Raw genomic sequence first — 21,633 nt, 5'->3', positions numbered from 1 at the left:
GCTCAGCCCCCGTTCACGGTCAGCTGCCGGACCGCGGTGCGCCACAACAGCTTCGCGCCGAACCACAGCACCACCACCCAGCCGAGCTGGACGGCCACCAGGAACGCGGCCTGCGCGCCGGTGGCCCGTCCGATGAGGATCAGCCCCGGCGTGGACGTCATCCCGGCGAACGGCGACCACGCCGCCACCGACGCCAGCCAGCCGGGCAGGTACGCCAGCGGCACCAGCGCGCCGGAGAACAGGTTGACGATCGCGATCCGCGCCCACTGCACGCCCACGTAGTTCTGCGTCCAGAACGACGCCAGCCCGCACAGGTACACGACGAGGAACTTCAACGGGATCAGCAGCACCATGCTCGCGGTGAACAGCGCCAGCTCCGCGCCGCCCGGCCAGGTCGGCGCCCCGGCGACCAGGACCGTGACCCCGCCGACGAGCAGCACCACGAGCACCTCGATCCACACCCCGCCGAGCACCTCGGCGAACCGGGCCTCCTGGTACCGCACGGGTTTGATGAGGTCGAGCGCCACGAGCCCGCTGCGGATACGGAACGACATCCGGAAGTCGGCGAACAGCCCGACGACGGCACCGGAGGCGAACGCCACCAGCAGGTAGCCGCGCATCTGCGGCCAGGTGAAGCCGGTGCCTGTCGTGCTGTCGGCCAGCAGCACCCGCCACACCGCCAGCAGCGCCACGAACTGGAACAGCACACCGAACAGCGCGAACGCGAACTCCAGGCGGTAGGTCAGCGCGTTCTTCGCCGAGATCCGCGCCAGCGCCCGGTACCCCCTCACGGCGCGGTCACCACGGCGTCGGGCTCCCCGGACCCCTCGACGTCCGGCTCCGAGTCCGTCTCGGCATCCGTCTCGGCGGCCAGGCGGAGCTCGCCGGAGTACACCCGGCGGATCACGTCCTCGATGCCCGGCTCGTCGATGCGGAAGTCGACCACGGCGGCGATCCCGGTCACCGCGGCGACGGCCTGGCCCGCGGTGATCGCGAACCGGTCGAAGCGGATCGAGTGCCACAGCGGTGACTCGCCCGCCGCGACGACGGCTCCCGGCAGCACCGCCCGCACCCGGTCCGGGTCCACCCGCGTCTCGGTGTGGACGTGCAGGATGCGGTCGCGGGCGAACTCGTCCTTCACCGCCTCCAGGTCGCCGTCGAAGACGATCCGACCCTCGTCGATGATCACCAGCCGTCGGCAGAAGCCCTCGATGTCGGCCAGGTCGTGGCTGGTGAGCATCACCGTCGTGCCCTCGTCGCGCAGCTCCCGGAAGAACTCGCGCACCCGGTCCTTCACCGACAGGTCCAGCCCGATCGTCGGCTCGTCGAGGTACACGACCTCGGGTCCGTGCACCAGCGCCGCGGCCAGGTCCGCGCGCATCCGCTGTCCCAGCGACAGCTTGCGGCCGGTGACCGCCATCAGGTCGTCCAGCCCCAGCACCTCGTCGAACCGCTTGAGCCGCTTGCGGTAGGTGCCCTCGTCCACGCCGTACAGGTCGCGCAGCACCGCCAGCGAGTCGGCCACCGGCAGGTCCCACCACAGCTGGGTGCGCTGCCCGAACAGCACGCCGATCCGGTGCGCCACGGCCATCCTGTCGTCCTGCGGCACCAGGCCGCCGATGCGCACCTCGCCGGAGGTGGGCTGCAGGATCCCGCTGAGCAGCTTCACCGTCGTCGACTTGCCCGCGCCGTTCGGGCCGACGTAGGCCACCGCCTCGCCCGCCTCGATGGACAGGTCGACGTGGTCGACCGCCACCTTCTCGACGTACCGCCTCGTGGCCAGGTGCCGCAGCGCGCCCGCCAGTCCGGGCGGCTTGTCCGGCCGCCGGAACACCTTCGTCAGTTGTCGTGCCTCGACCAGAGCCATGGTTCCCCCACCCCGCCAGGCGGTCGAGTGTGTCCACGGCGACGACGCGCGTCAATCGATTAAGGGCGCGGGGAAAGCGCTCTCAGCGCAGCTGTCCGGCCACATCGGACGCCGCGGTCAGCAGCACCAGCACCGGCACGGTCGCGGTGGGGCGCAACCGGTAGCTGCCGCGCTTGTCCTGCTCCACCACGCCGGAGGAGGTGAGGGTCTTGAGGTGGTGGTAGAGCTGGCCGGTCGACCCCAGCCCGGCGGCCTCCTGCAGCGCCGCGCCCGGCTGGGGACCGTCCACGAGCAACGACCGGACGATGCCGACGCGCACCGGGTGCGCGAGCGCGGCGAGCACCTCGACCGGTCCGCGGTCCGGCAGCGCGAGCACGCGCTCGGGTGCCGCGTCGATCTGCCAGCTCACCTCGCCGCCCCCGAGCGTCACCCGGCCGTGGTAGCCGACGGTGCCGCCCCCGTCACCGCCCGGCGGCACGTCGGAGGTCGCCCGGTCGTCGCCTTCGAGCGCGGCGACGCGCTCCTCCAACTCGGCCAGCTTCCGCGCCACGTCCACCGTGGTCATCCTACGAGGGTGGTCTCCAGTTCTCGCAGCAGATCCCGGTCCAGCAGGGGACCGAGGACGAGGTCGGCGAGCTCCCCGGCCTTTGTGGACAGCGACTCGTCGACCTCCTCGGCCAGCAGCACGCCCGTGCCGATCCGCCCGTCGTCCCACCGCACGGTGAACGCCATCGTCAGCACACCGGGCAGCGACCCGGCCTTGGACCCGATGGCCGTGACGCCCGCGGGCAGCGGACCGGGGAACGCGCGCTCCAGGTGGGTGCGCGCCTGCGGGAACCGGCCGCCCGCGACAGCCCGGTGCAGGCGGTGCAGCCCGGACGCCGAGCCGTGCCACGTCCGCCGCGCCCACGGGCGCTGGTCCTCGTAGGTGGCCGGGATGCCGGGGAGCCTGCCGATGATCTCCAACTGGAGCTTCGGGTCGTGCAGGGCCTGCGCGGCGAGCTGGTCGCCTACCCGCTTGCGCTTGGCTGGGTCGGCCGGCGCGCGCTCGGGCAGGATCAGCATGAGCATCTCGCCCGCGATGGAGCGGGTGTCCACGCCCGGCCAGCCGCAGCTCAGCGCGGCCGCCCGCAGGGACGCGTCGCCGACGCGGGCGCGCACGAGGTCCGCCGCCGCGTTGTCGCTGTGCACGACGGCCACCCGTACGAGGTCGTCGAGGCTCACGAGCCGGTCGGGGTCGTCCGCGGTGCGGCCGTTGGCGAACGGGATCCCCAGGTCCTCCAACGCCTTCTGGTGCGCCCCGCCGTCCAGGGGGAGGTAGTACTCCTCCCAGTCCCCGACCCGAACCCGCTCGTCCGGTCGCACGTGCCCCCGTTCGACGGCGAGCGCGTACCCCGCCGCGTGCACGACCTTGACCGCCGACGCCAGGGGCTGCTCCGCGTACGGCCGGTGGCTCAGCCGCCCGCCGCGGCCGTCGTCGACCACCGCCGCGACGTGCCCCCGGTTGGCGGCGAGCCACCCTTCCCACCCGTTCGGCTCTGCCGCCGCCCGCCCGGCACCGATCAACATCGAGGCACCGGCCACCCCCGCGGCGGTGAGCACCTGTCGTCGGTTCAAGAGCACGACAATCCCCCTCTGGTAGTCCGTAATTCCGGAATACTAGAGGAACGGGGTCCGCTTGTCAGCCCGTCCGCACCGCGAAGGTGATGCCCGCGGCGTTCGGCCCACCGCGCCGCAGCTCGCGGTCGGTCAGCGGCAGGGTCCCGTCGACGGCGGCCAGGACGGCGTCGCGGGCCATCGGCAGCACTTCCGCCACCGTCACGTCCCGATCCAGCTCCCGTGACAAGGAGGCCACACCGGCATCCCTGATACCGCACGGGATGATGTCGTCGAAACCGCCGAGGTCGGCGTTGCAGTTGATCTCGAAACCGTGCATGGTCACGCCCCGCTGGACGCGGATGCCGATCGCGGCGATCTTGCGCTCCGGACCGCGGTCGTCGGCCGCCAGCCACACGCCGCTGCGCCCGTCGACCCGCCCGGTGGGCACGCCGAGCTGGTCGCACACGTGGATGAGCGCCTGCTCGAGGCGGCGCACGTACTGCACGACGTCCATCGGCTCGGTGAGCGCCAGGATCGGGTAGCCGACGAGCTGGCCCGGACCGTGCCAGGTGATCTTCCCGCCGCGGTCCACGTCGATCACCGGGATGGTGCTCTTCACGGGCCGGTCGGCCTCTTCGGTGCGCCTGCCGCAGGTGTAGACGGGGGTGTGCTCCAGCAGCAGGAGCGTGTCGCCGGCGGTGCCGTCCGCGCGGGCGTTCGCGAGGTCGCGTTGCAGGTCCCAGGCGGCCATGTAGTCGATGGTGCCCAGCTCACGCACGTCGAAGGGGTCGCTCGAGGTGCGGCAGGAGACGTCAGGTCCGGTCACGGTTCGACAGTACCCCCGGCCCCACGAGCCCGAGGGCGAGACCGGCGAGCAGCCCCACGCCCACGACGGCCGTCACGGCACCGGCGGTGTCGGTGAACCAGTGCATCCGCAGCACCACCCGGCTCGCCGCGGTCAGCACCACCGCCGACGCGGCCAGCGCCACGGCCACCCGCAGCCACCGCCGGGCCAGCCACGCGCACGCCACCACCGCGGTGAACGCCAGCGCCGTCACCGCCGTCACGTGCCCGCTGGGGTAGCTCCACTTCGGGAAGTCGATCGGCCGCACCCGCCGGTAGGCGTACCGGACCAGGACCGTGCACCAGCACAGCCCGAGCAGCACACCGACCCGGAACAGCAGGAAGTCCTTGGCCAGCCACGACCTCACGGCCAGCCCTAGCAGCACGATGGTCGCCAGGCCGGGGCTGAGCACGAAGCTGACCCACTCCGCGACGAACGTCAGCGGACGGGTGTGCAGCGGGTCGTAGGAGTTGAACCGGACGTCCAGCGCGGGCACTTCGTCGCGCACGAACACGCCCAGCGCGGTCGACACCCCGATGAGCAGGAGGCCGACCAGCGCGATGACGACACGGCTCAACCGTTCACCGCTGCCGACACCGCCGCTCCGAGCGCGGGGTGCAGGAACTGGAACCCGTTGCGCTCCAACGCCTTCGGCACGGCGCGCTGGCCGACGAGGACGCCTTCCTCGGCGAGCTCGCCGAGCGCGGCCTTGAGCACGAAGCCGGGCACGACCCACGGCGTCGGCCGGTGCAGCACGTGACCGACGGTCCTGGTGAACTCGGCGTTGGTCACCGGGCTCGGCGCCGTCAGGTTGACCGGACCGCTCACCTTGTCGTTCTCCACGGCGAAGCGGATCGCGGAGATGGCGTCGTCCAGGGAGATCCACGGCATGTACTGGGTGCCGTCGCCGAGCCTGCCGCCGAGGAAGAACGCGAACAGCGGCTTGATCCGGCCGAACAGCCCGCCGGCCTGCGCGATCACCAGCCCGGTGCGCAGCCGCACCACCCGCACGCCCGGCGCCTGGTCGGCGACCGCGGTGGCGGCCTCCCACTCGCGGCACAGGTCCGCCAGGAACCCGCTGCCCGAGCCGCGGGTCTCGTCGACCACGTCGTCACCGGTGTCGCCGTAGTAGCCGATCGCCGAGGCGTTCACCAGCGTCGGCACGCCGTGCTCCACGACCGCGGCGGCCAGCACCTCGGTGGGCACGTTGCGGCTGTCGCGGAGCACCTGCTTGCGGGCGTCGTTCCACCGCTTGTCCGCCACGCCGGCGCCGCACAGGTTCACCACCGCGTCGACGCCGTCGAGCGCGCCCGCGTCGATCCGGCCCGCGGGCGGGTCCCAGCCCCGCTCGTCGGGCGCGGCCGGCTTGCGCCGCACCAGCCGGAGCACCTCGTGCCCCTCACCGCGCAGCGACGCCACCAGACTGGTTCCGATCATCCCGGACGAACCGGCGATCACGACGCGCATGGGTTGATCGTCTCCCAAGGGTGGGGTTCGTGCACAGCAGGGGGACATACCGGCCCGAACGGGACACGGGTGGGGACAAGGCAGAGCCCCCCGACGCGGACACCGCGCCGAGGGGCTTGCCCAGTCGTCCTACAGGCCGAGGTCGGCCTCGAACGCGCCCTCTTCCAGGCGGTTCTTGATGGTCGTGAGGAACCGACCGGCGTCCGCGCCGTCGACCAGGCGGTGGTCGTAGGTCAGCGCCAGGTACGCCATCGACCGGATGGCGATGTTGTCGTCGCCGTTCTCGTCGGTGATGACCACGGGGCGCTTTTTGACCACGCCGACACCCAGGATGCCGACCTGCGGCTGCTGGATGATCGGGGTGTCGAACAGCGCGCCGTTGCTGCCCAGGTTCGTCAGCGAGAAGGTGCCGCCGGACAGCTCGTCCGGGGTGACCTTGTTCGCACGGGTCCGGGCGGCGAGGTCGGCGATGTTGTGCGCCAGACCGGCCAGGTTGAGGTCACCGGCGTTGTGGATGACCGCGTTGAGCAGGCCGCGCTCGGTGTCCACCGCGATGCCCAGGTGCTCGGCGCCGTAGTAGGTGACCTGCTTGGCCTCCTCGTCGATCGAGGCGTTCAGCTTCGGGTGCTGCTTGAGCGCCTCGACGGTGGCCTTCGCGAAGAACGGCAGGAACGTGAGCTTGACGCCCTCGCGCTGCTCGAACGCCGCCTTGGCGCGGTTGCGCAGCCGGGCGATCTTGGTCACGTCGACCTCGAACACCTGGGTGAGCTGGGCCGACATCTGCAGCGACTCGCGGGTGCGCTGCGCCACGATCTGGCGCAGGCGCGGCAGCTTCTGGGTGCTGCCCCGCAGACCGCTGGTGTCCGCGGCGGCCGGGGCCGCGGCGCGGGCGGGAGCGGCGGCGGCCGGAGCCGGGGCGGCGGGCGCGGGAGCCGGGGCCTTCTTGGCCTCGACTGCGGCCAGCACGTCCTGCTTGCGGATGCGGCCGCCGACACCGGTGCCGGTCAGCGAGTTCAGGTCGATGCCGTTCTCCGACGCCAGCTTGCGCACCAGCGGAGTGACGTACGGCGTGCCGTTGGACGACTCCTCGGCCGGGGCCGACTGCTGCGCGGGGGCGGCGGGAGCCGGAGCGGCCTTGGGGGCCTCCTGCTTCGGGGCCTCCTGCTGCTTCGGCGCTTCCTGCTGAGGGGCCTTCTGCTGGGGAGCCTCCTGCTTGGGGGCTTCCTGCTTGGGGGCTTCCTGCTTCGGCGCCTCGGGCGTCGGGGCCGGAGCGGGCGCGGAGGACTGGGCCGGGGAACCGGACCCGATCACGGCCAGCCGGCCGCCGACCTCGACGGTCGAGTCCTCGGCCGCGGTGATCTCCAGCACGGTGCCCGCCACGGGGGAGGGGATCTCGGTGTCGACCTTGTCGGTGGACACCTCCAGCAGCGGCTCGTCGACCTCGATCGAGTCGCCGACCTGCTTGAGCCAGCGGGTGACGGTGCCCTCGGTGACGCTCTCGCCGAGCGCGGGCATGACGACCGGGGTGCCCTCACCGGAACCGCCCGACGGCGCGGGGGCCTCCTGCTTCGGGGCTTCCTCCTGCTTCGGGGCCTCGGCCTCGGGCTCGGGCGCCTGCTCGGGCTCGGGCTGGGCTTCCTCGGCGGGCGCCGCCGGGGCGGACTCGCCGCCACCGGCACCGTCGCCGATCACCGCCAGCTCGGCGCCGACCTCGACGGTCTCGTCCTCCTGGGCGACGATCTTCTGCAGGACCCCGGCCGCGGGCGAGGGGATCTCGGTGTCGACCTTGTCGGTCGAGACCTCCAGCAAGGGCTCGTCGACCTCGACCCGGTCACCCTCCTGCTTCAACCAGCGGGTGACCGTGCCCTCGGTGACGCTCTCGCCGAGTGCGGGCATTTGGACGGAGAAGGCCATCGTTCGCTGACTCCTCGTGCTTGAGTTGCAGGTTCGGCTGACTTGTTTGCGACGGTCAGCCGTGCACGTGCAGCGGCTTGCCGGCCAGGGCGAGGAATGCCTCGCCGAGGGCTTCTGTCTGGGTCGGGTGGGCGTGGATCAGCGGAGCCACGTCCTCCGGGAAAGCCTCCCAGCTGTAGATCAGCTGGGCCTCACCGATCAGCTCGCCGACACGCTCACCCACCAGGGTGATGCCGACGACCGGGCCGTCGGGCGCCTTCACGAGCTTGACGCCACCGGCGGTCTTGAGGATCTGGCTCTTGCCGTTGCCCGCCAGGTCGTAGATGAAGGTCTCGACCGAGCCGTACTTCTCCTTGGCCGCGGCCTCGGAGAGGCCGACCGAGGCGACCTCGGGCTTGCAGTACGTGACGCGGGGGATGCCCGCCTCGTCGATGACCTTCGGGTTCTGCCCCGCGATCTCCTCGGCGACGAAGATGCCCTGCTGGAAGCCGCGGTGCGCGAGCTGCAGGCCGGGCACGATGTCGCCGACGGCGTACACGTTCGGCAGGTTGGTGCGCAGGCGCTCGTCGGTGGTGACGAAACCGCGGTCGGTGGCGACACCGGCCTCCTCGTAGCCGTGGCCCGCGCTGTTCGGGCCGCGACCGACGGCCACCAGCAGCAGGTCGGCCTCGATGACGTCGCCGGACTCCAGCGACACCGACACACCGGAGTCGTTCTGGGTGGCGCCGGTGAACCGGACGCCGGTCTTGAACTTGATGCCGCGCTTGCGGAACGCGCGCTCCAGCTGCTTCGAGGCGTACTCGTCCTCGACCGGGACCAGTCGCGGCAGCGCCTCGACGATGGTCACCTTGGCGCCGAACGAGCGCCACACGCTGGCGAACTCCACGCCGATCACGCCGCCGCCGAGGACGACGACCCGCTCCGGGATGAAGTCCAGGTTCAGCGCCTGGTCGCTGGTGATGATCCGGCCGCCGATCTCCAGACCGGGAAGGCTCTTGGCGTAGGAACCGGTCGCGAGGACCACGTTCTTGCCGGTGTAGCGGTCGCCGTTCACCACGACGGTGTTCGGGCCGACGAACGTGCCCGCGCCCTCCACCAGCGTGACCTTGTTGGCCTTGGCCAGACCCTGCAAACCCTTGTAGAGCTTGCTGATCACGCCGTCCTTGTAGGAGTTCACGCCCGCGATGTCGATGCCCTCGAGCGAGCTCTTGATCCCGAACTGGTCGCCCTCGCGGACGTTGTCCGCGACCTCGGCCGCGTGCAGCAGGGCCTTGGTCGGGATGCAACCGCGGTGCAGGCAGGTCCCCCCGAGCTTGTCCTTCTCGACCAGGACGACGGACAGACCGAGCTCGGCCGCGCGGAACGCGCAGGCGTAGCCGCCTGAGCCGCCACCGAGGATCACAAGGTCGGCGGAGGTGTCGGTCACTTCGAACTCCTCGACAGTTTCATCTTCACCTGTGTGCATGCCTTGCATCCGCGCGGGTGCGCGCGGGTACTCAAGTCATCTTGTCACCTGCTCGGAGCAAGCGGCCACGGGGCCTCGATCGGGTGTCCCTTCCGGACGACTTGCCACCTGCTTCACAGCCCGGCCGGCACCATGGTCACGACAGGTCTCGTAGGAGGTGGCCCCGTGGGGCTCTTGGATCGTTTCCGCAGGAAGCCGAAGCCCGGCGTGCTGCGCGCCGCGTCGTCCACCGACACCGGCCACCTGGAGGAGTGGGCGGCCGCGCGGCACGGCGTCGAGGCTTTCGTCGAGCCGAAGACCACCGTGACGGAAACCACCGTGGTGCTGGTCGCGCACGACGGCGAGTGGACCCGCCGCCGCATCGACGGCGAGGACGGCGCCCGCAAGTTCGCCCGCAAGCTCGGCATGCCCATCTACGACGCGGGCATCGTCGGCTACCCGCAGCGCATGCGCGACTACACCGCTCGCCAGAAGCTGCGGCCGGAGCAGAGGTGACCGAGGGGGAGCCCCGGCGCGCCGGAGCTCCCCCTCGGTCCTCGGTCAGCCGTTCGCGGCGATGTCCGCCAGCACGGCGGCCAGGGTGCGGACCGGCACGCCGGTGCCGCCCTTGGTGGTGTAGCCGGAGGGCCCGCCGGAGTGCCAGGACGGTCCCGCGATGTCGAGGTGCGCCCACTGGACGCCCTCGGCGACGAACTCGCTCAGGAAGATGCCCGCGGCGAGCATGCCGCCCCAGCGGTGGCCCATCACGTTGGCCAGGTCGGCCAGCCGCGAGTCGAGGTCGGCGCGCAGCTCCTCGGGCAGCGGCATCGCCCACGCGTTCTCGCCGACCGCGCGGCCCGTCGCGGCCACCCGGTCGCGGAACTCGTCGGAGCCCATGACGCCCGCTGTCTTCTTGCCCAGCGCGACGACGGCCGCGCCGGTGAGCGTGGACGTCTCGATCAGGTAGTCCGGCTCGTCCTCGCAGGCGCGCGCGATCGCGTCGGACAGGATGAGCCTGCCCTCGGCGTCGGTGTTGAGCACCTCGACGGTCTTGCCGCCGTACATCGTCAGGACGTCGCCGGGGCGGTAGGCCGAGCCCGACGGCATGTTCTCCGCCATCGGCACCCAGGCCTCGATGGCCAGCGGGTACTTGAGCTTCGCGGCCAGCACCATCGTGGCCACGACGGCCGCGGCACCGCCCATGTCGGAGGTCATTTCGTCCATGCCCGCGGCGGGCTTGATCGAGATGCCGCCGGTGTCGAACGTGATGCCCTTGCCGACCAGCGCGACCTTCTTGCCCGCCTTTGGCCCGACGTAGGACAGGTGCACCAGGCGCGGCGGGCGGGACGAGCCCATGCCGACGCCGAGGATGCCGCCGAAGCCGGCCTTGCGCAGCGCCTTCTCGTCGAGCACCTCGACCTCGAGGCCCGCGGCCTTGCCGAGCGCCGCGGCCCGCTCCGCGAACGAGGCCGGGAACAGGTCGTTGGGCGGGGTGTTGACCAGGTCGCGGGTGGTGGTCACGGCCTCCGCGATGGCGGTGGACGCCTTGAGCGCGGCGCGGTGGTCCTTGAGCGAGCCCTCGGCCGGGGTGGCGAGGTCGAGCTTGCCGACCGGGCCGTCACCCGCCTCGGACTTGTAGTCGGTGAACGAGTACCCGCCGAGCAGCGTGCCCTCGACGGCGGCACCGAGGTGCACCGCCGACAACGTCGTCACGGCGCGCTTGCGGCCCGCGAGGGCGCGCGCGGCGGCACCGGCGGCCCGGCGGACCTGCTCCTCGGAGACCGCGCCGTCGGCGCCGGGCTTGCCGAGGCCGACCGCGATCAGCAGCGGCGCGGCCAGCTTGCCGAGCGTCGGCAGCTTGACGACCTCCTCGGCCCTCCCCTTGGCACCGAGGGTGTCGAGGATCCCGACGAGCCCTCCCTCGAACGCCGCGTCGACGGCGGCGGCGCCGTCGGCCAGCACGAGGCCGTCCGGACCCTGCACCGTGCCCACCACGACGACGTCGGTGGCCAGGGTGGTGAGGTCACTGTCAGTAAGCGCCAGCTTCGGCCCTGTCACGTAGTGCTCCTTGGCGATTCCTCCCGGCACTTCTGAGCTGTGCGGCGGGAACGGGGGTGGATCCTGATGGATGCTAAAGGTCTGCGGACGTCCACTGTTGACAGCACCGTCGATTGCGCGGAGTAACAATTAACACGATCGGGGGACCGCCGTCGGATGGTTCCCGCCCCGCCGGGCAATCTGGGAGTGTGTAGCCGTGACGCAAACGCCTCATGGCCGCTCGGCGGTGCCGGGAGCCGTGGTGCTCGGGCTCACCTCCACGGTCGGCGCCGGCGTCTTCCTCGGCCTGGCCCCGGCGGCGTCGATTTCCGGCCGCTGGTTCGTCCCGGCCGCCCTCATCGCCGCGCTCGCCGCCCTGTGCTGCGCCTTCTCCACCGCCGACCAGGCGCGCGGCCACCCGCACGCGGGCGGCGGCTACGGCTACATCCGCACCCAGCTCGGCCCGTGGCCCGCCCGGATGGGCGCGAGCGCGTACCTGCTCGGCCGCGCGGGCGTCGCCGCCGCGGTGGCCGGGATGGCGGCGGCCTACGCCTTCCCGGAGAACCGGGTGCTCGTCGCGCTGCTCGTGCTGGTGTGCGGTGGAGTGCTGAGCGCCACAGGTGTGCGCTTGGGCACCGGCGTGCTCCGGGCGTCCGCCGCGCTGGTGGTCGTGGTGCTCGTGCTCGTCGTCGTGACCTGCTTCGGCGTCGCGCCGCCGCCCGCTCCCGCCGAGCTGCCCGGCTCGGACGACTTCACCGGGTTCATGGGCGCGGCCGCGGTCCTCTTCGTCGCGTTCACCGGCTTCGAACGCGTCACCGCCCCCTTCCGCGGCGACCCGGTGCACTCCGTCCGCACCCAGCGCTGGGCGATCCCGCTGCTGCTCGTGCTCGTCCTCGGCCTCACCCTCGCGGTCGCCGCGGCCGTCCGCCACCAGCTCGGCGCCGCCCGGCTCGCCCTGTCGCCCGCCCCGCTGCGCGACGCGCTGCTCGCCGCGGACGGCGGCTGGCTGGTCCCGCTGGTCCAGCTCGGCGCCTTGGTCGCCGCGCTGTCCGTGCTCACGTCCGTCTTCGCGGGCTCGCGGCGCGCGCTCGGCGCGATGGCCAGGACGGGGGACGTGCCGGGGCGGCTCGCGCCGGTGGGCGAGGGCCGCGCCCCGTGGCAGGTCGACGTGCTCTCGGGTGCCGCCGCCGTGGCCGTCGTGCTGCTGGCCCCGCCCGCGACGGCGTTGGCGATCGGCGCGTGCGGCACCCTGTTCTACTACGCGTTCACGAACGCGTCGGCCCGCCTGCTGCTCCAGGAGGAGCGCACGTGGCCGATGCGCACGGCGTGCTTCGGGCTCGGGCTGTCGGTGCTGCTCGCGATGAGCAGTCCGGTCGACGCCCTCGTCACGACGTTCGCCGCGATGGTGATCGGCACCGTCCTGCTGGGACTGTGCGCCCGCATCGCCGCTCGTAGGCGTGCGGCGGCGATGGTGGTCCCGCCCGCGGAAAGTCGGACGTCCGATTCTCGGGATGGCGATTTTCTCCTGCGGGAGTAGGCACTATCGTCTAACCATGACGACAGCGCTGCCTTTCACCGTGACCTCCCACCCGCAGCCGGCCACCCCGGAACGCGTAGCGGAGGTACTGGCGAAGCCGGGCTTCGGACAGCACTTCACCGACCACATGGTGACGATCCGCTGGGACCGGGAGCAGGGCTGGCACGCCCCGGCCGTCGAGCCCTACCACTCGTTGGAGCTCGACCCGGCCTCCATGGTGCTGCACTACGGCCAGGCGATCTTCGAGGGGCTCAAGGCCTACCGCCGGTCCGACGGCTCGATCGCGTCCTTCCGCCCCGAGGCGAACGCGGCCCGCTTCCGGCTGTCCGCGAACCGGATCGCGATGCCCGAGCTCCCCGACGAGCTGTTCCTGGAGTCCATCCGCCGGCTCGTCACCGTCGACGAGCGCTGGGTGCCCTCGGCCGCCGAGGAGTCCCTCTACCTGCGGCCCTTCATGATCTCCAGCGAGGTCGGCCTCGGCGTCCGCCCGTCGAGCGAGTACCTCTACGTGCTGATCGCGTCCCCGGCGGGCATGTACTTCCCCGGCGGCGTGAAGCCCGTGAGCGTGTGGCTGTCCACCGAGTACGTCCGCGCGGCGCCCGGCGGCACCGGCGCGGCGAAGTTCGCGGGCAACTACGCGGCCTCCCTCATCGCGCAGGCCCAGGCCGCCGAGAAGGGCTGCGACCAGGTCGTGTGGCTCGACGCCGTGGAGCGCCGGTGGGTCGAGGAGATGGGCGGGATGAACCTGTTCTTCGTCCTCGGCTCGGGCCAGGACGCCCGCGTCGTCACGCCGGAGCTGAGCGGCGCCCTGCTGCCCGGCATCACCCGCGACTCGCTGCTGCGGATGGCGGCCGACCTCGGCTACGCGGTCGAGGAGCGGCGGATCTCCACCGAGGAGTGGGAGAAGAAGGCCGAGTCCGGCGAGCTGACCGAGGTGTTCGCCTGCGGCACCGCGGCCGTCATCACGCCCGTCGGCCACGTCAAGCACGGCGAGGGCGAGTTCAGCGTCTCCGGCGGCGAGACCGGCGAGGTGACCAAGCGCCTGCGCGAACGCCTGACCGGCCTCCAGCACGGCACCGTCGAAGACACCCACGGCTGGATGACCCGGCTCGTCTGAGCTGGTGAGGGCCGGGCTGGGCGGTCCGCCTAGCCCGCCTTCTCCAGCGAGAGGTCGACCCGGCCGTCGGTGGTCATGTGCACGTACACGTCGAGCCGGTTGCCGTGCGCGATGTACACGCTGCCACGTCCGGTGGCGACCGTTTTCTGCAACGTCCCGAACCGGTCGCGCCACCAGACGGCGCCGTCCACGACGTACGAGTAATTGCCCGTCTCGGATCCCGTGATGCTTTCGGTGACAATGGGATTGTCGTCGTCAGCGCGGAGCGTCGCGACTTTGCTGCCTTCGAGCGACACCGTGACGAGTTCTTCGACGGCGCCCTCCGTCAACTGGTCGGAAATCGTGAAAACTATCTCCGCGGGCTCTGTGGTCCGGGTGGATCCGGTCGTCAGGGGTGCGGAGATGTCGACCTGCTTCGACGAGGTCGTCGGATTCGCGGAGGTGGTGAGGACGCCGCCGCTTGCCGAGGTCGCCGAGCTGAAACCGCTGGTGGCGATACCCGTGATGGCGGTGCCGAGCAGGCCGATCACCGCGACGAGCAGTGACACCTGACCCGTTGTGCCGATTCGACTCCACCACCCTTTTTGCGGATTCCCCGGCGCGGGTCCTGGTGCTGGCTGGTAAGTCATCGTGCGGCGCCTTCGCATTCGGCGGGATCACTGTGCACCAGCAACGTCGGTGCCCACCGGAATACCGTTACGGAAAATCGAAGTGCAGTTGCAGGGGAATCACCCCAGCGCGAAGCCGACCAGCGCGGTGAGCGTCGCCAGCTCGCACGCCGCGCCCAGCACGTCCCCCGTGATGCCGCCGAACCGCTTGCGCGTGTGCCGCACCAGGAGCAGCACCAGGCCGAGCGCTGCCGCGACCGCGACCGGGCCGTGCGGCACGACGAGCGCGCTCGCGCCGGCCAGCAGGATCCACCAGAGCGCGACGACGACCCACGACTGGCTGCCCGCCACCAGGGCGCCGAGGCCTTCCGGGCGGGCGGCCGGTACGCCGCGCAGGCAGCACACCGCGAACGCGGCCCGGCCGGTCGCCAGCGCCACCAGGACCGCGCCCCACGGCACCGCGCCGAACGCCGACGCCTGCGCGCCGAGCACCACGACGAGCGTCACGACGGCGAACGGGCCCGCGCCGCCGTCCTTCATCACGGCCAGCGCGCGCTCCGGCGGCCCGTAGCAGCCCAGCCCGTCCGCGGTGTCCGCCAGCCCGTCCAGGTGCATGCCCCTGGTGGCCAGCGCGAGCAGGCCCACGGCCAGCAGCCCCGCCAGCATCGGCGGGGCGCCCAGCCAGGCCAGTGCGTACAGGAACGCGGCGGTGACGACGCCCAGCAGGGCACCCACCAGCGGTGCCAGCGCGATCGCCTGGCGCGCCGTGCGCGCGTCGACCACACCGGACCGGACCGGCAGCACCGTGAGCCAGGACAGCGCGAGCCGGACGCCGTCCACCGCGCTAGTCCCGGCCCGCGATGCCCGCGCTGTCGAACGTGGCCATCTCGGCGAGCACCTTCGTGGCCATCATCACCAGGGGCAGCGCGGCCACCGCACCGGTGCCCTCGCCGAGCCGCATGTCGAACTCCAGCAGCGGCTCCAGGCTCAGGTGGCCCAGCGCCAGCGCGTGCGCGGGCTCGGCCGACAGGTGCCCGGCCTTCCACCACTCGCGCGCGCCCGGCGCCAGCTCTTCCGCCACGACCGCCGCCGCGCCGACCACGACGCCGTCGAGCAGGACCGGCGTGCGCCGCACGGCCGCCTGGCCGAGGAACCCGACCATGGCCGCGATGTCCGCGCCGCCCGCGGTCGCCAACAGCGCCACCGGGTCGCCGATCACCTTGCGGGCCCGGCGCATCGCGTCGCGGATGGCCGCGGTCTTGCGCATCCAGCCCGCGTCGTCGATGCCCGTGCCGCGGCCGACCACGCTCACCGGCTCCGACCCGGTGAGCGAGGCGATCAGCACCGCGGCCGGGGTCGTGTTGCCGATGCCCATGTCACCGGCGATCAGCAGGTCCGCACCGCCGTCGACCTCCTCGTCGGCGATCCGCATGCCCGCGGTGACCGCCGCGATGGCCTCCTCGCGGGTCAGCGCGTCCTCGCGGTCGATCGAGCCGGACCCGCGGCGCACCTTGAACGTGCTCACGACGTCCGGGGTGTCGCCGTCGACCGCCATGTCGACCACCCGCACCGTCGCGCCCGCGACCGTGGACAGCACGTTCACCGCCGCGCCGCCGGTGAGGAAGTTCGCCACCATCTGGGCGGTGACCTCGCTGGGGTATGCGGACACGCCGTGCTTCGCGATCCCGTGGTCGCCCGCGAACACCACGACCCTCGGCCGGGTGAACGGCCGTGGCGGGCACACGCCCTGGCACGACGACACCCACGCGGCGACGCCCTCCAGCCGCCCGAGCGCCCCCACCGGCTTCGTCAGGGTGTCCAGCCGGGCGAGCGCCTGGAGCAGCACCTGCTCGGCGGGCGGTTCCACGGGCGGGAACGTGAAGTCCGCGTCCTCGTCCTCGCTGGTGCTCACGGCCCAGTACCTCCGGCTTCGCGCAGTGTCAGTGGGATCCCGGCGACGAGCAGCAGCACCTCGTCGCACACCTCGGCCAGCCGCGCGTTGAGCCGACCGAGGTGATCACGGAAGAGCCTGCCAGAGCGGGTCGACGGCACGACACCTAGCCCGACCTCGGCGGACACGACGACCAAGCGCCCGCGGAACGCGCGAGCCGCCTCGACGAGCCCGTCGCACGCCAGGTCGACCGCGTCGGTGTCGTCGGACTCCCACGCGCCCGCGTCGTCGAGGACGTTCACCAGCCACGTCGACAGGTCGTCCACGAGCAGCGGGACGGCGGGCGCGGTCCCGAGCAGGGTGGCCAGGTCCTGGGTCTCCACGGTGGTCCACGTGTCCGGCCTGCGCTCGACGTGCCGGGCGATGCGCCGGTCCCAGTCGGCGTCGCCGTCGTAGCGGCGGGCCGTCGCCACGTAGGTCACCACCGGGTCGGTGAGCAGGCCCTCGGCGTGCGCGGACTTGCCCGAGCGGGCGCCGCCGAGCACGAGTGTCCGACGCGTCACACCCGACTCCGTTCCTGGATCGCATAGCCTGACCTGGAACGTTACCCGGAGGACATCGCGAGGAGGCCGTTGTGGACTACCGGTGGCGCTACCAGGACGCGCAGGGACGCGAGGTCGACGGTCCCGACGAGACGTTCGCCGACCAGACCGACGCCGAGGACTGGTTCAGCGCGCAGTGGCAGGAGCTGGCCGACGCGGGCGTGGCGCAGGTGACGCTGCTGCGCAGCGAGGCCGAGGTGTACGGGCCGATGTCGCTGGCGTCGGCCGAGTAGGGACTTCCGCGGACCGGGGAACGCCCCGCCGGTGTCGGCGGGGCGTTCCGGCGGTCACGCGACGACGGTCAGCCGCGGGTCCGTCTGGGCCACGCCCTCCAGCACCTTGTCGATCTTCTCCAGCACCTCGGCGTCGAGCTTCACGCCCGCCGCCTTCACGTTCTCGTGGACCTGCTCCGGCCTCGACGCGCCGATGATGGCGCTGGCCACGTTCGGGTTCTGCAGGACCCAGGCGACGGCCAGCTGCGCCATCGTCAGGCCCGCCTCCTCGGCGATCGGCTTGAGCTCCTGGACCTTGGTCAGCACCTCGTCGCGCATGAGGTTCGCGATCATCTTCGAGCCGCGCTCGTCGGTGGCGCGCGAGCCCGCGGGCACCTCGCCGCCGGGCAGGTACTTGCCGGTCAGGACGCCCTGGGCGATGGGCGACCAGACGATCTGGCTCACGCCCTCGCGTTCGGAGGCGGGGACCACCTGCGACTCGATGACCCGCCACAGCATCGAGTACTGCGGCTGGTTGGAGATGAACGGCACGTTCAGCTCACGCGCCAGCGCGGCACCGCGGGTGATCTGCTCGGCGTTCCACTCGGACACGCCGATGTAGAGCACCTTGCCCTGCCGCACCAGGTCGGCGAACGCGAGCATCGTCTCCTCCAGCGGCACGCTCCGGTCGAACCGGTGCGCCTGGTAGAGGTCGACGTAGTCGGTCTGCAGGCGCTTGAGCGACGCGTTCGCCGACTCCAGGATGTGCTTGCGCCCCAAGCCCTTGTCGTTGGGGCCACCGGGACCCGTCGGCCAGAAGACCTTGGTGAAGATCTCCACGCTCTCGCGCCGCTCCCCGGCCAGCGCGCGCCCGAGCACCGACTCCGCCTTGGTGTTGGCGTAGACGTCGGCGGTGTCGAACGTGGTGATGCCCGCGTCCAGCGCCGCGCGCACGCACGCCTGCGCCTGCTCCTCCTCGACCTGCGAGCCGTGGGTGAGCCAGTTGCCGTACGAGATCTCGCTGATGTTCAAGCCGCTGCGACCCAGCCGTCGAAACTCCATGTCCCGGAGCCTAGACCAGCATCGTTCGTCTTGCTAAGAACCTACTTGACGGTGTCACCCGGAGAGACGCGCGGCTTCGGCACCCGGAGCTTGCGCAGCTGGCTCGCCCGGATGAACGAGTACCAGCCGATCGACAGGCCGCGGATCGGCTCGGTCGGGAACTTCGCGCGCACCCGCTTCGTGACGATCCGGCCGAGCACGATCCCCTCTAGGACCATCGCCAGCAGCATGAACGTCGTCACCAGGGTGGCGTACTGCTGCACGACCACCAGCGGGGTCAGCAGCGCGATGAACACCAGGATCGCCAGCGGCATGAACAGGCCCATGAGGTTGCGGCGCGAGTCCACCAGGTCCCGGATGTAGGCCTTGACCGGCCCGCGGTCGCGCGGCAGCAGGTACTTCTCGTCACCCGCCAGCATCTTCGCCCGTCGGTCGGCCGAGGCGGCGCGGCGGTCCTCCTTGGTCATCTTGCTCTTGTTCCCGCGCGCCCGCTTCAGGGCCTCGCGCTGGGTGCGCGGCGGCGGCGGGACCGGGCCCGTGCGCCTGCCCTGCGCCTCGCGGCGCTTCGGCGTCGGACGCCCCTTGCCCGGTGTGCGGCTCTTGTCCGGGTCGTCGGCGACCACCTCCGGGACGGTGTCGTCGACGGCGGTGGCGGACTCATCGGAGCTGCGGCGCAGGAACCTCACCCGACAAGGGTATGACAATGCCTTGGGTACCCTGCGCGAGGTGCGCGTACTGGTGGCTCCGGACTGCTTCGGCGGGACGCTGACGGCGGGGGAGGCCGCCGCGGCCATCGCCCGCGGTTGGCGCGACACCGCCCCCGACGACGACCTGCTGCTCCGCCCCCTCGCCGACGGCGGACCCGGCTTCGTGGACGTCCTGCACGCCGCGCTGGGCGGTGAGCTGCACGCCACCGAGGTGACCGGCCCGCTCGGCACCCCCGTGACGGCCCGTTGGCTGGAGCACGACGGCACCGCCTACATCGAGTCGGCCGAGGCCTGCGGCCTGCACCTGGTGCCCGCCGACCAGCGCGCCGAGTGGTGCGAACGCGCGACGACCCGCGGCGTGGGCGAGCTGGTGCTCGCCGCTCGGGACGCCCGCAAGATCGTCGTCGGCCTGGGCGGCTCGGGCACGACCGACGGCGGCGAGGGCCTGTTGTCCGTGGTCGACGGCGTGACGGCCGAGCTGGTCGCCGCCTCGGACGTGGAGAACCCGCTGCTCGGCCCGCACGGCGCCGCCGTCACGTTCGGCCCGCAGAAGGGCGCCACGCCCGAGGCCGTCGCCAGGCTCGAGGCGCGGCTGGCCGGGATGGACCGCCTCCGGCCCGTCCGCGACCTCCCCGGCGCCGGTGCCGCGGGCGGTCTCGGCGCCGCCCTGCTCGCGCTCGGCGCCACCGTCACGTCCGGTGCGGGCCTGGTCAGGGAGCTGACCGGCCTCGACGACGCCCTCGCCGTCGCCGACCTGGCCATCACCGGCGAGGGCAGCTTCGACTGGCAGTCCCTGCGCGGCAAGCTCGTGACCGTGGTCGCCTCCGGCGCCGCCGCCCGCGGCATCCCGTGCCTGGTGCTGGCGGGGCAGGTCAGCGTGGGCCAGCGGGAGGCCGGTTCAGCAGGCATAACGGACTCCTACGCCGTCGCCGACCACGTCGGCTCCGTCCAGGCCGCCATGGCCGATCCCGCGGGCACCCTGTCGTCATTGGCGGTCCGCGTGGCGGGACAGTGGTCACGCTGACGCCCGACTTGTCGGTGTCCTGTGCCACCATGGGTGGTGGAACAAAGCGGGTACCGCCCGTGTTGTGAGGGCTGACCGCCCGTTTCGACCTCCGAGGGAGAGCTATGACCACCGCTCAGGACGCAGCCGCCTCCACCGAAGCAGCCGCACCGGCTCCTGAAGCGCCCACGCACGGCGTGACGCTCACCGACCAGGCGGCCGCGAAGGCGAAGGCGCTGCTCGACCAGGAGGGGCGCGACGACATGCACCTCCGCATCGCCGTCCAGCCCGGTGGTTGCGCGGGTCTGCGCTACCAGCTGTTCTTCGACGAGCGCAGCCTCGACGGCGACGCCGTCCGCGACTTCGGCGGCATGAAGGTCGCCGTCGACCGGATGAGCGCCCCGTACGTCGAGGGTGCCGTGATCGACTTCGTCGACACCATCGAGAAGTCCGGCTTCACGATCGAGAACCCGAACGCGGGCGGCTCGTGCGCCTGCGGCGACTCGTTCCACTAGTCGCTCACGCAGTCCAAGCCGTCAGGGCGGCCACCCACGGGGGTGGCCGCCCTGACGCGTGTTCGGGGACCTGTCGGCCTGCTCGGCTGATCGCATCCCGGCGCGGTGGTGCTGGTCGACTGCCTGCTGCCTGCCTGGCCGTCGGGGTCGCCGGCGCTCGCGGTGACCGGCGAGACGCGGGGCGTGGCGGTGCGGACGCCCGGACCTCAGACGCCGTACTCGTTGATCCCCTCGAACCGGCGCGCCGTCGTGTCGTCGACCTCCCAGGACGCGGCGGCACGAGGCGCGGGCAGCGGGTGCTCGGCGTGGGTGATCGAGCGGGGGATGTCCGCGCAGTCCTCGATCAGCTCGGTCATCGTGGCAGCCTCGGGCGTAGTCATCGCCCGACCGTATGACGTGCCGTCTGACCTGCGATAGCCCTACCAAACGGTAGTCTTCGCCGACCGCCGCTCCGCGTGGCCCGGCCGGTCAGCCCGCCACCCCGGCCCGCGCCGCGATGCCGTCGAGCAGGCAGTCGAGGCCGAACTCGAACTGCTCGTCGTGGTCGAGGTCCTCCGCGTCGCTGATCCGCCGGTTGACCTCCGGGTAGCGCCCGCTCGCCACCACGTCCGAGATGTAGGGCGACACGGCCGCCCGCCACTCCTCCTCCGTGAGCCCCGTGCGGCGGCGCGCCTCCTGTTCTGCGAGCTCGTTGACGACCGCGCCCAGCACGTAGTTGCCCACGGCGCCGAGCAGGCTGGACGCGCGGGTGATGTCCTTGCTCACCCCACCGGCCGCCGTGAGCGCGAAGTCGAGGTGGCGCAGCGCGTTCGGCCCGATGGCGGGCCTGCTGGCTGCCTCGGCGGCGAGCCACGGGTGCCGCCGCATCATCGTCCGCGAGGTGTGCGCGACGAACCGCAGGTCGGTCCGCCACTGCCCGGACGGGCGCACGGGCAGCTCGACCTCGCCGTACACCGCGTCGACCATCAGGTCGATCAGGTCGTCCTTGCCCGCCACGTGCCGGTACAGCGACGTGGTGCCCGACCCCAGCTCGGTCGCGATCCGCCGCATCGACAGCGCCCCGACGCCTTCCTGGTCGGCGATCCGCAGTGCCGCGCCGACGATCCGGTCGCTGCTCAACGAGGGCCGTTGCCGGTGGTTCTCCTGGGCTCGCCGGGTCCAGACGACGTCGAACCTGTGGGGGCTTTCGGTGCTCACGCTGCTCCTG

General features: G+C 72.2%; 24 protein-coding genes. 6 read left to right on the top strand and 18 right to left on the bottom strand.

The window, feature by feature from the left end; genetic code table 11:
* Positions 1-2: 2 nt before the first annotated feature.
* From CLV43_RS41430 to lpdA, 9 genes are all read right to left on the bottom strand, one after another.
* Complete coding sequence (locus CLV43_RS41430; RefSeq protein ID WP_106195598.1) at positions 3-791, bottom strand: ABC transporter permease; 789 nt, start codon at positions 789-791, stop codon at positions 3-5.
* On the bottom strand, positions 788-1,867 hold the full coding sequence (locus CLV43_RS41425) for an ABC transporter ATP-binding protein (protein ID WP_106195596.1): 1,080 nt from the start codon (positions 1,865-1,867) through the stop codon (positions 788-790). The genes CLV43_RS41430 and CLV43_RS41425 overlap by 4 nt, the downstream gene beginning before the upstream one ends.
* A gap of 82 nt (positions 1,868-1,949) precedes the next feature.
* Positions 1,950-2,432: an ArsR/SmtB family transcription factor gene (locus CLV43_RS41420; RefSeq protein WP_106195594.1), complete on the bottom strand. Its 483-nt coding sequence runs from the start codon at positions 2,430-2,432 to the stop codon at positions 1,950-1,952.
* Positions 2,429-3,484 (bottom strand): serine hydrolase, encoded by a 1,056-nt coding sequence (locus tag CLV43_RS41415; RefSeq protein ID WP_146175114.1) that lies wholly within the window; start codon positions 3,482-3,484, stop codon positions 2,429-2,431. Before CLV43_RS41415 ends, CLV43_RS41420 begins: the two co-directional genes overlap by 4 nt.
* Positions 3,485-3,548: 64 nt before the next feature.
* Complete coding sequence (gene lipB / locus CLV43_RS41410) at positions 3,549-4,292, bottom strand: lipoyl(octanoyl) transferase LipB (protein ID WP_106195590.1); 744 nt, start codon at positions 4,290-4,292, stop codon at positions 3,549-3,551.
* The gene (locus CLV43_RS41405) at positions 4,279-4,887 is read right to left on the bottom strand and encodes a phosphatase PAP2 family protein (protein ID WP_106195588.1); all 609 of its coding nucleotides are present in this window, start codon (positions 4,885-4,887) and stop codon (positions 4,279-4,281) included. The genes lipB and CLV43_RS41405 overlap by 14 nt, the downstream gene beginning before the upstream one ends.
* Positions 4,884-5,777, bottom strand: coding sequence for a TIGR01777 family oxidoreductase (locus CLV43_RS41400; RefSeq protein WP_106195585.1), 894 nt, complete (start codon positions 5,775-5,777; stop codon positions 4,884-4,886). The genes CLV43_RS41405 and CLV43_RS41400 overlap by 4 nt, the downstream gene beginning before the upstream one ends.
* A 129-nt stretch (positions 5,778-5,906) precedes the next feature.
* Positions 5,907-7,691, bottom strand: a complete 1,785-nt coding sequence (sucB, locus tag CLV43_RS41395) for a 2-oxoglutarate dehydrogenase, E2 component, dihydrolipoamide succinyltransferase (RefSeq protein ID WP_106195583.1) — start codon at positions 7,689-7,691, stop codon at positions 5,907-5,909.
* 55 nt (positions 7,692-7,746) lie between these two features.
* Positions 7,747-9,117, bottom strand: coding sequence for a dihydrolipoyl dehydrogenase (gene lpdA / locus CLV43_RS41390; RefSeq protein ID WP_106195580.1), 1,371 nt, complete (start codon positions 9,115-9,117; stop codon positions 7,747-7,749).
* A 204-nt stretch (positions 9,118-9,321) separates the two neighbouring features.
* Between lpdA and CLV43_RS41385 the strand changes: the two genes are divergently transcribed.
* Positions 9,322-9,651 carry an oxidoreductase gene (locus CLV43_RS41385; protein ID WP_106195577.1) on the top strand — a complete coding sequence of 110 codons (330 nt, stop codon included), beginning with the start codon at positions 9,322-9,324 and terminating at the stop codon, positions 9,649-9,651.
* 45 nt (positions 9,652-9,696) lie between these two features.
* Here the strand turns inward: CLV43_RS41385 and CLV43_RS41380 are convergent, their stop codons facing one another.
* A complete protein-coding gene (locus CLV43_RS41380; protein ID WP_106195712.1) occupies positions 9,697-11,193 on the bottom strand; it encodes a leucyl aminopeptidase in 1,497 nt (498 codons plus the stop codon).
* 196 nt (positions 11,194-11,389) lie between these two features.
* Between CLV43_RS41380 and CLV43_RS41375 the strand changes: the two genes are divergently transcribed.
* The gene (locus CLV43_RS41375; protein WP_170156246.1) at positions 11,390-12,709 is read left to right on the top strand and encodes an amino acid permease; all 1,320 of its coding nucleotides are present in this window, start codon (positions 11,390-11,392) and stop codon (positions 12,707-12,709) included.
* Between the two features lie 16 nt (positions 12,710-12,725).
* On the top strand, positions 12,726-13,826 hold the full coding sequence (locus CLV43_RS41370) for a branched-chain amino acid aminotransferase (protein ID WP_106195570.1): 1,101 nt from the start codon (positions 12,726-12,728) through the stop codon (positions 13,824-13,826).
* A 29-nt stretch (positions 13,827-13,855) separates the two neighbouring features.
* Here CLV43_RS41370 and CLV43_RS41365 read toward each other — a convergent pair whose 3' ends face one another.
* The 4 genes from CLV43_RS41365 to CLV43_RS41350 all read right to left on the bottom strand — a co-directional run bounded on the left by CLV43_RS41365 (position 13,856) and on the right by CLV43_RS41350 (position 16,888).
* Positions 13,856-14,374 carry a hypothetical protein gene (locus CLV43_RS41365; RefSeq protein WP_106195568.1) on the bottom strand — a complete coding sequence of 173 codons (519 nt, stop codon included), beginning with the start codon at positions 14,372-14,374 and terminating at the stop codon, positions 13,856-13,858.
* 180 nt (positions 14,375-14,554) lie between these two features.
* On the bottom strand, positions 14,555-15,274 hold the full coding sequence (locus CLV43_RS41360) for an adenosylcobinamide-GDP ribazoletransferase (RefSeq protein WP_106195565.1): 720 nt from the start codon (positions 15,272-15,274) through the stop codon (positions 14,555-14,557).
* Between the two features lie 4 nt (positions 15,275-15,278).
* Complete coding sequence (gene cobT, locus CLV43_RS41355) at positions 15,279-16,346, bottom strand: nicotinate-nucleotide--dimethylbenzimidazole phosphoribosyltransferase (RefSeq protein WP_106195562.1); 1,068 nt, start codon at positions 16,344-16,346, stop codon at positions 15,279-15,281.
* Positions 16,343-16,888, bottom strand: coding sequence for a bifunctional adenosylcobinamide kinase/adenosylcobinamide-phosphate guanylyltransferase (locus tag CLV43_RS41350; protein ID WP_106195559.1), 546 nt, complete (start codon positions 16,886-16,888; stop codon positions 16,343-16,345). Before CLV43_RS41350 ends, cobT begins: the two co-directional genes overlap by 4 nt.
* A 71-nt stretch (positions 16,889-16,959) precedes the next feature.
* On the opposite strand from CLV43_RS41350, the gene CLV43_RS41345 reads away from it, so the two are divergent.
* Positions 16,960-17,160 (top strand): hypothetical protein, encoded by a 201-nt coding sequence (locus tag CLV43_RS41345; RefSeq protein WP_106195557.1) that lies wholly within the window; start codon positions 16,960-16,962, stop codon positions 17,158-17,160.
* Between the two features lie 54 nt (positions 17,161-17,214).
* Here the strand turns inward: CLV43_RS41345 and CLV43_RS41340 are convergent, their stop codons facing one another.
* On the bottom strand, positions 17,215-18,201 hold the full coding sequence (locus CLV43_RS41340; protein ID WP_106195554.1) for an aldo/keto reductase family protein: 987 nt from the start codon (positions 18,199-18,201) through the stop codon (positions 17,215-17,217).
* Between the two features lie 41 nt (positions 18,202-18,242).
* Positions 18,243-18,887: a DUF3043 domain-containing protein gene (locus CLV43_RS41335; RefSeq protein ID WP_211304810.1), complete on the bottom strand. Its 645-nt coding sequence runs from the start codon at positions 18,885-18,887 to the stop codon at positions 18,243-18,245.
* A 40-nt stretch (positions 18,888-18,927) separates the two neighbouring features.
* On the opposite strand from CLV43_RS41335, the gene CLV43_RS41330 reads away from it, so the two are divergent.
* Complete coding sequence (locus CLV43_RS41330) at positions 18,928-19,932, top strand: glycerate kinase family protein (protein ID WP_106195552.1); 1,005 nt, start codon at positions 18,928-18,930, stop codon at positions 19,930-19,932.
* 104 nt (positions 19,933-20,036) lie between these two features.
* Positions 20,037-20,426, top strand: coding sequence for a HesB/IscA family protein (locus tag CLV43_RS41325; protein ID WP_106195548.1), 390 nt, complete (start codon positions 20,037-20,039; stop codon positions 20,424-20,426).
* 206 nt (positions 20,427-20,632) lie between these two features.
* Here the strand turns inward: CLV43_RS41325 and CLV43_RS48235 are convergent, their stop codons facing one another.
* Both CLV43_RS48235 and CLV43_RS41320 read right to left on the bottom strand, forming a co-directional pair.
* A complete protein-coding gene (locus tag CLV43_RS48235) occupies positions 20,633-20,806 on the bottom strand; it encodes a hypothetical protein (RefSeq protein WP_170156245.1) in 174 nt (57 codons plus the stop codon).
* Positions 20,807-20,894: 88 nt separating this feature from the next.
* Complete coding sequence (locus tag CLV43_RS41320) at positions 20,895-21,623, bottom strand: TetR/AcrR family transcriptional regulator (protein WP_245887409.1); 729 nt, start codon at positions 21,621-21,623, stop codon at positions 20,895-20,897.
* Positions 21,624-21,633 lie beyond the last annotated feature (10 nt).

Origin of the sequence: Umezawaea tangerina, from assembly GCF_003002815.1 — a bacterium.
Taxonomy (GTDB): Bacteria; Actinomycetota; Actinomycetes; order Mycobacteriales; family Pseudonocardiaceae; genus Umezawaea; species Umezawaea tangerina.
Note: the sequence above shows the minus strand (reverse complement) of the source record. Positions and strands in the feature narration are given on the sequence as shown.